The organism is Streptomyces echinoruber (assembly GCF_014651135.1).
GTDB lineage: Bacteria > Actinomycetota > Actinomycetes > Streptomycetales > Streptomycetaceae > Streptomyces > Streptomyces echinoruber.
Genome location: NZ_BMWH01000019.1, coordinates 53,443 through 66,354, shown reverse-complemented (window position 1 = coordinate 66,354; position 12,912 = coordinate 53,443). Strand labels below are relative to the sequence as shown.

The following is a 12,912-nucleotide window of genomic DNA, read 5'->3' as shown; positions in this document are numbered from 1 at the left end:
CACCTGCGCAGGCTCACCCGTGCCCGCCCCTGCCTACCCGCCCGTGCTCACTTGTCCGACGACGGCACGTCCTGCGCCGCCTTGTGGGTGCTGCGCACGTGCGCGCGCAGGCGGGCGGTGACGTCCTCCGGGGGCAGGAAGCGGGACCAGCGCTCGGGGAACTCGGACGGCATGTCGGGGTCGTCGGGGTCCGTCTCGCGGGCCGCCGCTGCGGCGCGGGCCACGTACTCGGCGATCTGGGCCTGCCGCATCCGCTCGTTGGCGGCGCGGGCGGCGGCCGTGGCGGCGGCGGGCCAGACGCGGTCGATGGCGGCGTTGACGGCCGCGCCGACCAGCACGGCGAAGGCGGACACGCCGATCCACAGCAGCACGGCGACGGGCGCGGCGAGCGAACCGTAGATGGTGGGCCCCTCGACGGTGCTGGTGAGGTAGATGCGCAGCAGGAAGCTGCAGACGACCCACATCGCGAGGGCGACGAGCGCGCCGGGCACGTCCTCGATCCACGGGGAGCGGACCGGCACGGACACGTGGTAGAGGGTGGTCAGGAACGCGACCGACAGGACGAGCACGACGGGCCAGTACAGCACCTGCACGACCGTCGTCGACCACGGGACGACGCGCACCACCGCGTCCGGCCCGGCGACCATCAGCGGCAGCGCGACCGAGCCGATGAGCAGCGCCACGATGAACAGCACGAAGGACAGCAGCCGCGTCCTGACGATGCCCCGGACGCCGTCCAGGCCGTACATGACGGTGATGGTGTCGATGAAGACGTTCACCGCGCGCGAGCCGGACCACAGGGCGAAGACGAAGCCGATGGAGATGATGTCGGGCCGGCCGCTCTTGAGCACGTCGCGCAGGATCGGCTCGGCGATCTCCTTCACGCCCTGGTCGGACAGGACGGTGCGGGAGGCGTCGAGGATGTTGCGCTCGAGGCTGCTGATGGTGTCCGCGCCGGTCCAGGCGTCGACGTAGTACAGCAGCGCGATCAGGCACAGCAGCAGCGGCGGCACGGACAGCAGCGTGAAGAACGCGGCCTCGGCGGCGAGCCCGAGGATGCGGTACTCCATGCACGAGTTGACGGTGTCCTTCAGCAGCAGCCAGGCGACCCTGCGCTTGGAGACGTCGCGGTAGAGGGCTCGGGCCCGGTGGAGGCGGCCGGCGGGCGGCGTGTCGGGGGTGTCACTTGCTGGCTGCACGCTTCCAAGGTATCCGCCGCCCCGACCCGCACTCACTCTCCGGGGTCCTGTTCTCACCGGTCGCACCGGGGCCTGGTCACCGGTCACGCCGGGGGCCCGGCCACCGGCCACGACGCGCCGCGGGCGGGCGCGGCCGGGGCGGCGGGTGACCACGGGGTGCGGCCGGGTGCGTTCCGGCCGGGGCCGCGGGTGACCATGGGGGTGCGGCGGGGTACGTTCCGGTCATGGCAGCCAGCACCCACACCGTGGCCAACCAGGCTCCCCCGCTGACCGGCTACGACCTGTTCACCGCCGACCGCGCCCTGGTGGAGGCGGTGGAGCGGCACACCGACCCCGCGCTGCGCGACGAGGTCCGCGAGGAGCTGTCCGGGCTCGGCCGCACCTGCGGCTCGGCGCAGGTGCAGGAGTGGGGCCGGCTGGCCAACGACCACCCGCCGCGCCTGCACACGCACGACCGCTACGGCCACCGCGTCGACGAGGTCGAGTTCCACCCGGCCTGGCACCGGCTGCTCGGCAAGGGCGTCTCCGCCGGCCTGACCGCGGCCTGGACGCGCCCGGCCGGGCATGTGCGGCGGGCGGCCGCGTTCCTGCTGTGGACGCAGGTCGAGGCGGGCAACTGCTGCCCGCTGTCGATGACCCACGCCGCCGTGCCGGCCCTGCGCACCGACCCGGAGCTCGCCGCCGTGTGGGAACCGAGGCTGACCTCCACGGTCTACGACCGCGACCTGCGGCCCGCCCGCCTGAAGGCCGGGGCGCTGTTCGGCATGGGGATGACGGAGAAGCAGGGCGGCAGCGACGTACGGGCCAACACCACCGCGGCACGGCCGCTGGCCGAGGACGGGGCGTACGAGCTGACCGGGCACAAGTGGTTCTGCTCGGCGCCGATGTCGGACGGGTTCCTGGTGCTGGCCCAGGCCCCCGGCGGCCTCACCTGCTTCCTGGTGCCGCGCGTACTGGAGGACGGCAGCCGCAACGTCTTCCTCATCCAGCGGCTGAAGGACAAACTGGGCAACCGCTCCAACGCCTCCGCCGAGGTCGAGTTCGACGGGACCTGGGCGCGGCGGGTCGGTGCGGAGGGGCACGGGGTGCGCACCATCATCGGGATGGTCGCGGCCACCCGGCTGGACTGCGTGCTCGGCTCCGCCGGGATCATGCGGCAGGCGGTCGCGCAGGCCGTGCACCACTGCACGCACCGGGAGGCGTTCGGCGGCAGGCTGGTCGACAAGCCGCTCATGCGCAACGTCCTGGCCGACCTCGCCGTCGAGTCGGAGGCGGCGACGGCGCTGGCGCTGCGGCTGGCGGCCGCGTACGACGACGGCGGCGAGACGGAGCGGGCGCTGCTGCGGCTGACGGTGCCGGCCGCGAAGTACTGGGTGACCAAGCGATGCGCACCGGTGGCGGTGGAGGCCGCCGAGTGCCTGGGCGGCAACGGGTACGTCGAGGACTCCGGGATGCCGCGGCTGGTGCGCGAGTCGCCGCTGAACTCGATCTGGGAGGGCGCCGGCAACATCCAGGCGCTCGACGTGCTGCGGGCGCTGCGGCGCGAGCCGGAGGCGCTCGACGCCTACCTGCGCGAGGTCGGCGAGGCCCGCGGCGCCGACCACCGGCTGGACGGGGCGATCAAGAACCTGCTGACCGACCTCGCCGACCTGGAGGGCATCGAGGGGCGCGCACGGCGGCTGACCGAGCGCTTCGCCACCGTCCTGCAGGGCGCGCTGCTGGTGCGGTACGCGCCCCCGGCGGTCGCCGACGCCTTCTGCGCCTCCCGGCTGGGCGGCGAGTGGGGCGCGGCGTTCGGCACACTGCCCACCGGGCTGGACACGGCCGCGGTGGTGCGCAGGGCACGGCCGGTGGACTGACGGCCGCGACGGCTCGAAACGGGCGGCGGACGGGGGCGGTGGCGACCCAAAAACAGGCGGCGGACCGGGACGACAGCGGTCCGCGGCGGGCGGCGGACCGGGACGACGGCGACCCGAAGCAGGCGGCGGACCGCGGGGGTGGTGCTGCGCCGACACGGCACCACCCCCGCTTCGCTTGGCCCGTTGAGGCCAGGGCGCCGCACGGGCGACGCCGGACAAGTTTCAACCAACTGGGCCCCGTTCCGCCAGGGTTGCGGAGGGTTGCAACGCCCCGGCGGCGCCGTCCGGTGACCGGGGAGCGCCCGCCCGGGAATCGGCGACTCCCTGAGGACGGCACCGCGGGGACGGCACCATGGGGACGGCACTATGGGGACGGCACTATGAGACGGACAGTCAGGAACAGCCAGGTTGTCCGCGGCCGTACTCCGGGAGGACCCGTGGTGAACTCGCCGATGGACGTGACGCGCCTCGCCGCCGTCGACGCGGTGCGCGCGGCGCGGGTGCTGGCCGAGGTGCGCAGTGCGACGCTCGCCGGACGGCACGCCCCGTTCACCCCGCGCCCGGTGATAGGGCAGTCCTGGGAACGGATGCTGCGCAGCGGGGTGGACCCGGAGCACGACGTCAGGAGCGACCTGCTCAGCCGCGAGGAGGTGCGGCGCCGCCGGGAGTCGTCGCCGCTGCGGCACGTGCTGCCGGTCCTGCGGCAGGGGCTGCTGTCGGTGGCGGACGTGGCGCAGCACATCATGGTCGTCACCGACGGCGAGGGCCGGGTGCTGTGGCGGGAGGGCAGTCCCGCGGTGCTGCGCCGGGCCGACGGACTGGGCCTGGAGGTCGGCGCGGACTGGCGGGAGGAGGTCGTCGGCACCAACGGCCTGGGCACCCCGGCGGTGGTGCGCCGGCCGGTGCAGGTCTTCGCCTCGGAGCACTTCGTGCGCTCCCACACCGCCTGGACATGCGCCGGCGCGCCCATCACGGACCCGCGCGACGGGCGGCTGCTGGGCGTGGTGGACGTCAGCGGGCCGCTGGAGACGATGCACCCGGCCACGCTCGCCTGGGTGGCCTCGGTGGCCAAACTCGCCGAGGCGCGGCTGCGGGAACAGCACCTGGCGGCGCTGGAGCGGCTGCGGGCGGTGGCGGCGCCCATGCTGGCGGGCCTTTCGGGCCCGGCGGCGGTGGTGGACCGGCACGGCTGGACCGCGGCGGTCACCGGCATGCCGTACACGCAGCGGATCGCGCTGCCCGCCGCGCCCGCGCCGGGCCGGCACTGGCTGCCCGCGCTCGGCCCGTGCACGCTGGAGCCGCTGACCGACGGGTGGTTGCTGCGCGCCCGCGCCGAGCCGGTCCCGCCGGGTGCCGCCCGGATCGTGCTGGACCTGGCGCAGCCGCGCCGCTGGTCGGTCACGGTGAGCGGGGACGCGGGTTCCTGGAGCCACGAACTGAGCCCTCGGCACGCGGAGTTGCTGTTCCTGCTGGCGCGGCGCCGCGCCGGGTGCACGGCGGCCCGGCTGGCCGCGGACCTGTTCGGCGACCCGGCGCGGACGGTGACGGTGCGGGCCGAGATGTCGCGGGTGCGGCGTTATCTCGGGGCGTTCCTGGCGCACCGGCCCTACCGCTTCCGCGACGACGCGGAGGTCGAGGTGCTCCTCCCGGACGACCCGCGCGACCTGCTGCCGCACTCGACGGCGCCCGCGGTCGTGGCGGCCCGGCGCACCCCCGGGGCACACTCCGGGTGACCGCCACGGGTGACCACTACGGGGCATCTTCCCGCATATTTGCAGGGTCTTCGCCATCCGGCCCCGTGCACTGCCGTAGCATCGGCAAGGGGCCATCCCACCTGCTTCATGGTCAACGCAAGGATCAGCAGCAGCAGTTGACCGGGGTCTGGAGGATCGATGAGGCATCGGGGCAGACACCGTCGGCGCAGGCGGGGCAGGGTACTGCGCGCCACCCTGGCCGGAGCCGGGCTCGCGCTCACCGCCGCCGCCACCCTGATCAGCGCTTCACAGGCCACGGTCGCCCACGACCCGGGCGCCCTGAAACCGCTCACCTCGCCCGCCGCGCTCGCCCCCCTGCGACTGCGGGAGGAGCAGGTGCCCCGGGCCTCCCTGGACCGGCTGGCCTCCGCCATGGGCCGCCCCGTCGGTGTCCGGGCGGTCCTGGACGGCGCGGACCGCACCCTGCGCACCGCCGCGAGCTGCACGGCCGCCGAGAAGGAGACGCTGCCGGTGGAGCCCGCCGCCACCCGCGTCTACTGCTGGGACCGCACCGATCCCGCGCTGCGCGGCTGGCGGCCGCGGTCGGTGACCACCTCCGGCGACGCGGACGACGACGGCCGCTGGGGACCGCACCGGGTGCTCCTCGTCGGCGGGAGCCAGGGCGACGGGCCCGGGGGCCCGGCCCGGGTGGCGTTCGTGAACGCCGACGATCCGCACCGCCTCACCTACACCTGGGTGCTGCTCGCCGTCCCGGTCGACGGCGGACGCGACTACGAGGGCCTCGCCTCCCGGCTGACGGGCATGGTCTGGTACCAGGACAAGCTGCTGGTCACCGCCTCCGGCCCGGACCGCGCGGCGCTGTACGTGTACGACCTGCACCGCATCCAGCGGGCCGGCGTCACCGCCGACGCCGTGGGCCGGGTGCCCGGCGGCTGGTCGGCGCACGGCTACCGGTGGGTGATGCCCGCGGTGGCCGCCTACCGCCCGGCGCGCGGCGCGTGCCCCGCGGCCGCCGACTCCGACCCCGACTCCGGGTCCGGGTCCGGGTCCGGCTCCGCTTCCGGCACCCCGTGCCCGGCGGCCCTGTCCCTGGACCGCGGCTCGGCGCCGGACAGCCTGGTGGCGGGCGAGTGGGTGCCCGCGGGCGGCGAACGGCACACGCGGCTGTGGCGCTACGACTTCAGCGCCGATCCGGCCCGCTCCGGCCTGCTCGCCACGGACGCCGCCGGATACGCGGACGCCGTGGCCGCCTACGAGACGAAGGCGACCGGGGTGCGCGGCGTGCTGGCCCCGCCGGCGGACGGTGACGGCTGGTACGTCGGCCGGACGGCCGCCGACCCGGCGGACCGGCGCGGCTCGCTGTGGCGGCAGGACACCCGGGGCGCGCGGGGCGCGCGGTGCGGCGGCACCGGCGACTCGCGCCACTGCTGGGGCGAGGACCCCGGCGCGCTGTCGTACGCGCCGGCCACCGGCGAGGTGTGGTCGGTGACGGAGCGCGCCCTGTTCGCGGTGCCGTTGCGCGCGCTCACGGCCGCGACGGGCTGAGGCGGACGCCGACGGACGCGACAGGCTGGGGCGGGCGCGGGCGGACGCGACGGGCTGGGGCGGACGTGGGCGGACATGGGCGGGCGCGGGCAGGGAGCCGGTCGACAGATCGCGGAGCCGGATGGTTCCCTTGCCGCCATGAACGCCCCCATGAACACGGTCACCGTGACCACCTGGTCCCTGGAGCAGACCTCCCCCGACGACCTGCTCCCCGCGGCCGCCCCGGAGGGCGACGTCCGCATCGTCCGCGCCGAGGTGCCCTCGCCCGAGTTCAGCCGCTTCCTGTACACGGCGGTCGGCGGTGACGTGCGGTGGGTGGACCGGCTGAGCTGGCCGTACGCGCGGTGGCAGGAGTACCTGGCGCGGCCCGGCGTGGAGACCTGGGTCGCCTACGACCGCGGCACCCCCGCCGGGTACGTGGAGCTGGACCCGGCGGAGGACGGGGTCGTGGAGATCGCCTACTTCGGCCTGATCCCCGCCTTCCGCGGGCGCCGCATCGGCGGGCACCTGCTGGCGTACGGCACCGCCCGCGCCTGGGACCTGGCCGAGCGCTGGCCGGAGCTGCCGACGACGAAGCGGGTGTGGCTGCACACGTGCAGCCTGGACGGCGAGTTCGCGAGGGCGAACTACCAGAGCCGGGGGTTCAAGCTGTTCGACACCAAGGTCGAGGAGCTGCCGGAGGTGGCGGCGCCCGGTCCATGGCCGGGGGCCCACCCGGCCTGACCTGCGCCGGCCTCCCGTTTCCGCGCCCTGAAACACGATGTGACCAACCCCACCCCTGTTCCGTACCTTGGGACAGGGGTGTCCGTATGACGGACGAAGCTGGACTCTGTCCAGATCGCCGTGACACGCTTCCGTCATGTCTGGAACTGGGATCGCCCTGGTGAGTCGACGGCACGTCGACCTTCTCCGCGTCTCCAGCGCCATCTGTCCGGCGCGCTGAGGCCCCTTCAGCACGCCGTTCCCCCCTGCTTTCGCCGCCGTTGCGCAACGACGCGCACGCCTGCCTTCTTACGCGCGAACGCACAGCTCAGAGCCGCTTTCCCTGGTCCCGAAGGACGTATCAGCCATGGCCGCCACCCCGCAGAACCCTGCCACCGCGCCTGTCCGCCGCAAGGTGAGCCGTCACCGCGGTGAGGGTCAGTGGGCCCTGGGTCACTTCACCCCGCTCAACGGCAACGAGCAGGTCAAGAAGGACGACGACGGTCTCAATGTGCGGACACGCATTGAGACGATCTACTCCAAGACGGGCTTTGACGGGATCGACCCGAACGACCTGCGCGGCCGGATGCGCTGGTGGGGCCTGTACACCCAGCGCCGCCCCGGGATCGACGGCGGCAAGACGGCTGTCCTGGAGCCGGAGGAGCTGGACGACTCCTACTTCATGATGCGGGTGCGCATCGACGGCGGCGCCCTCACCACCCGGCAGCTGCGTGTCATCGGCGAGATCTCCCAGGAGTTCGCCCGCGGCACCGCCGACATCACCGACCGGCAGAACATCCAGTACCACTGGATCCGCATCGAGGACGTGCCCGAGATCTGGAACCGGCTGGAGTCCGTGGGCCTGTCCACGGTCACCGCCTGCGGCGACACGCCCCGCGTGATGATCGGCTCCCCGGTCGCCGGCATCGCCGAGGACGAGATCATCGACGCCACGCCCGCGCTGGAGGAGATGAAGCGCCGGGTCCTGGGCAACAAGGCGTACTCCAACCTGCCGCGCAAGTTCAAGACGGCGATCTCCGGCTCGCCGCTGCTGGACGTGGTGCACGAGATCAACGACGTCGCCTTCGTCGGCGTCCGGCACCCCGAGCACGGCCCCGGCTTCGACGTGTGGGTCGGCGGCGGCCTGTCCACCAACCCCAAGCTCGGCGTGCGGCTGGGCGCCTGGGTGCCGCTGGAGGAGGTCGCGGACGTCTACGAGGGCGTGCTGTCGATCTTCCGCGACTACGGCTACCGGCGGCTGCGCAACCGGGCCCGCCTGAAGTTCCTCGTCGCCGACTGGGGCGCGGAGAAGTTCCGGCAGGTGCTGGAGGACGAGTACCTCAAGCGCAAGCTGGTCGACGGCCCCGCGCCCGAGCAGCCCGTCGACCGGTGGCGCGACCACATCGGCGTGCACCGGCAGAAGGACGGCCGCTACTACATCGGCTTCGCCCCGCGCGTCGGCCGCGTCGACGGCACCACCCTCACCAAGATCGCCGACCTCGCGGAGGCGCACGGCTCGGGGCGGCTGCGCACCACCGTCGAGCAGAAGATGATCGTCCTGGACGTCGAGGAGTCGCGGGTCGACTCCCTCGTCGAGGGCCTGGAGGCGCTGGACCTGCAGGTGCGGCCCTCCCCGTTCCGGCGCGGCACCATGGCCTGCACCGGCATCGAGTACTGCAAGCTCGCCATCGTCGAGACCAAGCAGCGCGGCTCCTCCCTCATCGAGGAACTCGAGCGCCGCCTGCCCGACTTCGACGAGCCGCTCACCATCAACCTCAACGGCTGCCCCAACGCCTGCGCCCGCATCCAGGTCGCCGACATCGGCCTCAAGGGCCAGCTCGTGATGAACGACAAGGGCGAGCAGGTCGAGGGCTTCCAGGTGCACCTGGGCGGCGCCCTCGGTCTGCGGCCCGGCTTCGGCCGCAAGGTGCGCGGCCTGAAGGTCACCTCCGAGGAGCTGCCCGACTACGTCGAGCGCGTGCTGCGCCGCTACCTCGCCGAGCGCGAGGAGGGCGAGCGCTTCGCCGCCTGGGTGGCCCGGGCTTCCGAGGAGGCGCTGTCGTGAGTGAGCGTGCCGCGCCCTTCTACTGCCCCTACTGCGGCGACGAGGACCTGCGCCCCGGTGAGGAAGGCCACGGGGCCTGGGAGTGCGCGGCGTGCAACCGCGCCTTCCAGTTGAGGTTCCTCGGGTTGCTCGCCCGCGGACTTCGGCACACCGACCCGGGAGGGGACCGCATATGACGACCACTCAGGAGCCGAGGACGGCCGACGAGTTGAAGGATCTGGCCGAGCGGGCCGGGCGCGAGCTGGAGGACGCCAGCGCGCTGGAGATTCTGCGGTGGGCCGCGCGGACCTTCGGCAGGCGCTTCTGCGTGACCTCCTCGATGGAGGACGCGGTGGTCGCCCACCTCGCCTCCCGCGCCATGCCCGGCGTGGACGTCGTCTTCCTCGACACCGGTTACCACTTCCCCGAGACGATCGGCACCCGGGACGCGGTGGAGGCGGTGATGGACGTCAACGTCATCACCCTCACCCCGCGGCAGACCGTCGCCGAGCAGGACGCCCAGTACGGCCCGAAGCTGCACGACCGCGACCCCGACCTGTGCTGCTTCCTGCGCAAGGTCAAGCCCTTGGAGGAGGGGCTGCGCGGCTACGACGCCTGGGCGACCGGGCTGCGCCGCGACGAGTCCCCGACCCGGGCGGACACCCCGGTCGTCGGCTGGGACGCCAAGCGGCAGAAGGTCAAGGTCTCCCCCATCGCCCGCTGGACCCAGGACGACGTCGACGCCTACGTCGCCGAGCACGGCGTGCTCACCAACCCGCTGCTGATGGACGGTTACGCCTCCATCGGCTGCGCCCCCTGCACCCGCCGCGTCCTGGAGGGGGAGGACGCGCGCGCCGGCCGCTGGGCGGGCCGCGCCAAGACCGAGTGCGGGCTGCACGGATGACGGCGACCACCGCAATGACCACCGCGACGCACACGGCATCCACAGCCACGGCTGCTACAGCCGGTGCCGTCACCGCGACCACCGCGACCACTGCGACCTTGGAGACTGACGTGACGAGCGGAGCCACCGTCTGGCTCACCGGTCTGCCCAGCGCCGGCAAGACCACCATCGCCCACGAGCTGGCCGGCCGACTGCGCGCCGAGGGCCACCGCGTGGAGGTGCTCGACGGCGACGAGATCCGCGAGTTCATCTCCGCGGGCCTCGGCTTCTCCCGCGAGGACCGGCACACCAACGTGCAGCGCATCGGCTTCGTCGCCGAACTGCTCGCCCGCAACGGCGTCAAGGCGCTCGTCCCGGTCATCGCGCCCTACGCCGACAGCCGGGAGGCGGTGCGCAAGCGGCACGAGGAGAACGGCACGCCGTACCTGGAGGTCCATGTGGCGACGCCGGTGGAGGTGTGCAGCGCGCGGGACGTGAAGGGCCTGTACGCCAAGCAGGCGGCGGGCGAGCTGACGGGGCTCACCGGCGTGGACGACCCGTACGAGGAGCCCGAGGCGCCCGATCTGCGCATCGAGTCCCAGCACCAGACCGTGCAGGAGTCCGCGGGCGCGGTGTACGCGCTGCTCACCGAAAGGGGCCTGGCATGACCATCGCTGCTGCCGTGCACGAGGAGACCGACAGTCCGTACGCCCTGTCGCACCTGGACGCGCTGGAGTCGGAGTCGGTGCACATCTTCCGCGAGGTGGCGGGCGAGTTCGAGAACCCGGTGCTGCTGTTCTCCGGCGGCAAGGACTCCATCGTCATGCTGCACCTGGCGCTGAAGGCGTTCGCGCCGGCCCCGCTGCCGTTCGGGCTGCTGCACGTGGACACCGGGCACAACTTCCCCGAGGTGCTGGACTACCGCGACCGCACGGTGGCCCGGCACAAGCTGCGGCTGCACGTGGCCTCGGTGCAGGACTACATCGACCGGGGCGTGCTCAAGGAGCGCCCGGACGGCACCCGCAACCCGCTGCAGACGCTGCCGCTGACCGAGGCCATCCGGCACCACCGCTTCGACGCGGTGTTCGGCGGCGGCCGCCGCGACGAGGAGAAGGCCCGGGCCAAGGAGCGGGTGTTCTCCCTGCGCGACGAGTTCTCCCAGTGGGACCCGCGCCGCCAGCGCCCCGAGCTGTGGAACCTGTACAACGGCCGCCACGCCCCCGGCGAGCACGTGCGCGTCTTCCCGCTGTCGAACTGGACCGAGCTGGACGTGTGGCAGTACATCGCCCGCGAGGGCATCGAGCTGCCCGATATCTACTTCGCGCACGAGCGCGAGGTGTTCCAGCGGAACGGCATGTGGCTGACGGCCGGCGAGTGGGGCGGCCCGAGAGAGGGCGAGCGGGTCGAGAAGCGGCGGGTGCGCTACCGCACCGTCGGCGACATGTCCTGCACCGGTGCCGTCGACTCCGACGCCGACACCATCGAGAAGGTGATCGCCGAGATCGCCGCCTCCCGGCTCACCGAACGCGGCGCCACCCGCGCCGACGACAAGCTGTCGGAGGCCGCGATGGAGGACCGCAAGCGCGAGGGGTACTTCTAGAGATGACCAGCACCACCGAACCCGCCCAGCCGCTGTCGGTCGACCAGCTGTCGGCCACCACCCTGCTGCGCTTCGCCACCGCCGGCTCCGTCGACGACGGCAAGTCCACGCTCGTCGGCCGCCTGCTGCACGACTCCAAGTCGGTGCTGGCCGACCAGCTGGAGGCCGTCGAGCGCGCCTCCGCCTCCCGCGGCCACAACGGCCCCGACCTGGCGCTGCTCACCGACGGCCTGCGCGCCGAGCGCGAGCAGGGCATCACCATCGACGTCGCCTACCGCTACTTCGCCACCCCGCGCCGCCGGTTCATCCTCGCCGACACCCCGGGCCACGTGCAGTACACCCGGAACATGGTCACCGGCGCCTCCACCGCCGAGCTGACGGTGATCCTCGTCGACGCCCGCAACGGCGTCGTGGAGCAGACCCGCCGCCACGCCGCCATCGCCGCCCTGCTGCGCGTGCCGCACGTCGTGCTGGCGGTGAACAAGATGGACCTCGTCGGCTACCAGGAGTCCGTCTTCGCGGCCATCGCCGAGGAGTTCACCGCGTACGCCACCGAGCTGGGCGTGCCCGAGGTCACCGCGATCCCGATCTCGGCACTCAACGGCGACAACGTCGTGGAACCGAGCGCGCACATGGACTGGTACGGCGGACCCACCGTCCTGGAGCACCTGGAGACCGTCCCGGTCAGCCACGACCTGGCGCACTGCCACGCCCGCTTCCCCGTGCAGTACGTCATCCGCCCGCAGACCCCCGAGCACCCCGACTACCGCGGCTACGCCGGGCAGATCGCCGCCGGCACCTTCCGGGTCGGCGAACAGGTCACCGTCCTGCCCTCCGGCCGGACCACCACCATCGCCGGGATCGACCTGCTGGGCACGCCGGTCGACGTGGCCTGGACACCGCAGTCGGTGACACTGCTGCTGGCGGACGACCTCGACGTCTCCCGCGGCGACCTGATCGTACCGAGCAAGGACGCGCCCGCCACCACGCAGGACGTGGAGGCGACCGTGTGCCACGTGGCCGACATCCCGCTCACCGTCGGCCACCGGGTGCTGCTCAAGCACGGCACCCGCACCGTGAAGGCGATCGTCAAGGACATCCCGTCCCGGCTCACCCTCGACGACCTGTCCCTGCACCCGCACCCGGGCCGGCTCGTCGCCAACGACATCGGCCGCGTCAAGATCCGCACCGCCGAGCCGCTGCCGCTCGACTCCTACGCCGACTCGCGCCGCACCGGCTCGTTCATCCTCCTCGACCCGGCCGACGGCACCACGCTGACCGCCGGCATGGTCGGCGAGTCGTTCGGCTCCCCGGAGCCGGTCGAGGACCGGGCCGACGACGACGGCTGGGACTTCTGAGGACCGC

Annotated in this window: 12 protein-coding genes; 11 read left to right on the top strand and 1 reads right to left on the bottom strand. The window is 73.4% G+C overall.

All coding sequences use genetic code 11. The annotated features are described in order from the left end of the window. Positions 1–47: 47 nt before the first annotated feature. Positions 48–1,199, bottom strand: a complete 1,152-nt coding sequence (locus tag IE225_RS21205) for a YihY/virulence factor BrkB family protein (RefSeq protein WP_190059171.1) — start codon at positions 1,197–1,199, stop codon at positions 48–50. A 224-nt stretch (positions 1,200–1,423) separates the two neighbouring features. On the opposite strand from IE225_RS21205, the gene IE225_RS21200 reads away from it, so the two are divergent. The 11 genes from IE225_RS21200 to IE225_RS21155 all read left to right on the top strand — a co-directional run bounded on the left by IE225_RS21200 (position 1,424) and on the right by IE225_RS21155 (position 12,905). Further along, positions 1,424–3,058 (top strand): acyl-CoA dehydrogenase family protein, encoded by a 1,635-nt coding sequence (locus IE225_RS21200; protein WP_190059170.1) that lies wholly within the window; start codon positions 1,424–1,426, stop codon positions 3,056–3,058. A 452-nt stretch (positions 3,059–3,510) separates the two neighbouring features. Then, a complete protein-coding gene (locus IE225_RS21195; RefSeq protein WP_190059241.1) occupies positions 3,511–4,791 on the top strand; it encodes a GAF domain-containing protein in 1,281 nt (426 codons plus the stop codon). Positions 4,792–4,950: 159 nt separating this feature from the next. Beyond that, complete coding sequence (locus tag IE225_RS21190) at positions 4,951–6,318, top strand: hypothetical protein (protein ID WP_190059169.1); 1,368 nt, start codon at positions 4,951–4,953, stop codon at positions 6,316–6,318. A gap of 150 nt (positions 6,319–6,468) precedes the next feature. Then, on the top strand, positions 6,469–7,041 hold the full coding sequence (locus IE225_RS21185) for a GNAT family N-acetyltransferase (RefSeq protein WP_190059240.1): 573 nt from the start codon (positions 6,469–6,471) through the stop codon (positions 7,039–7,041). 136 nt (positions 7,042–7,177) lie between these two features. After that, positions 7,178–7,261, top strand: coding sequence for a putative leader peptide (locus IE225_RS34090; protein WP_373303250.1), 84 nt, complete (start codon positions 7,178–7,180; stop codon positions 7,259–7,261). A gap of 126 nt (positions 7,262–7,387) precedes the next feature. Next, the gene (locus IE225_RS21180) at positions 7,388–9,085 is read left to right on the top strand and encodes a nitrite/sulfite reductase (RefSeq protein ID WP_190059168.1); all 1,698 of its coding nucleotides are present in this window, start codon (positions 7,388–7,390) and stop codon (positions 9,083–9,085) included. Then, a complete protein-coding gene (locus IE225_RS21175; RefSeq protein ID WP_190059167.1) occupies positions 9,082–9,261 on the top strand; it encodes a hypothetical protein in 180 nt (59 codons plus the stop codon). Before IE225_RS21180 ends, IE225_RS21175 begins: the two co-directional genes overlap by 4 nt. Further along, the gene (locus IE225_RS21170) at positions 9,258–9,968 is read left to right on the top strand and encodes a phosphoadenylyl-sulfate reductase (RefSeq protein ID WP_190059166.1); all 711 of its coding nucleotides are present in this window, start codon (positions 9,258–9,260) and stop codon (positions 9,966–9,968) included. Before IE225_RS21175 ends, IE225_RS21170 begins: the two co-directional genes overlap by 4 nt. A 110-nt stretch (positions 9,969–10,078) precedes the next feature. Beyond that, positions 10,079–10,615 carry an adenylyl-sulfate kinase gene (gene cysC, locus IE225_RS21165; RefSeq protein WP_190059165.1) on the top strand — a complete coding sequence of 179 codons (537 nt, stop codon included), beginning with the start codon at positions 10,079–10,081 and terminating at the stop codon, positions 10,613–10,615. Next, on the top strand, positions 10,612–11,547 hold the full coding sequence (gene cysD / locus IE225_RS21160) for a sulfate adenylyltransferase subunit CysD (RefSeq protein WP_190059164.1): 936 nt from the start codon (positions 10,612–10,614) through the stop codon (positions 11,545–11,547). Before cysC ends, cysD begins: the two co-directional genes overlap by 4 nt. A 2-nt stretch (positions 11,548–11,549) precedes the next feature. Beyond that, entirely contained in the window at positions 11,550–12,905 is a 1,356-nt protein-coding gene (locus tag IE225_RS21155; protein ID WP_190059163.1) for a sulfate adenylyltransferase subunit 1, read from the top strand. Positions 12,906–12,912 lie beyond the last annotated feature (7 nt).

What these genes read in the sequence shown, in the direction of transcription:
- IE225_RS21200 (WP_190059170.1), top strand. Translation starts at nt 1,424, where the DNA reads ATGGCAGCCAGCACCCACACCGTGGCCAACCAGGCTCCCCCGCTGACC.
- IE225_RS21195 (WP_190059241.1), top strand. Translation starts at nt 3,511, where the DNA reads ATGGACGTGACGCGCCTCGCCGCCGTCGACGCGGTGCGCGCGGCGCGG.
- IE225_RS21190 (WP_190059169.1), top strand. Translation starts at nt 4,951, where the DNA reads ATGAGGCATCGGGGCAGACACCGTCGGCGCAGGCGGGGCAGGGTACTG.
- IE225_RS21185 (WP_190059240.1), top strand. Translation starts at nt 6,469, where the DNA reads ATGAACACGGTCACCGTGACCACCTGGTCCCTGGAGCAGACCTCCCCC.
- IE225_RS34090 (WP_373303250.1), top strand. Translation starts at nt 7,178, where the DNA reads ATGTCTGGAACTGGGATCGCCCTGGTGAGTCGACGGCACGTCGACCTT.
- IE225_RS21180 (WP_190059168.1), top strand. Translation starts at nt 7,388, where the DNA reads ATGGCCGCCACCCCGCAGAACCCTGCCACCGCGCCTGTCCGCCGCAAG.
- IE225_RS21170 (WP_190059166.1), top strand. Translation starts at nt 9,258, where the DNA reads ATGACGACCACTCAGGAGCCGAGGACGGCCGACGAGTTGAAGGATCTG.
- cysD (WP_190059164.1), top strand. Translation starts at nt 10,612, where the DNA reads ATGACCATCGCTGCTGCCGTGCACGAGGAGACCGACAGTCCGTACGCC.
- IE225_RS21155 (WP_190059163.1), top strand. Translation starts at nt 11,550, where the DNA reads ATGACCAGCACCACCGAACCCGCCCAGCCGCTGTCGGTCGACCAGCTG.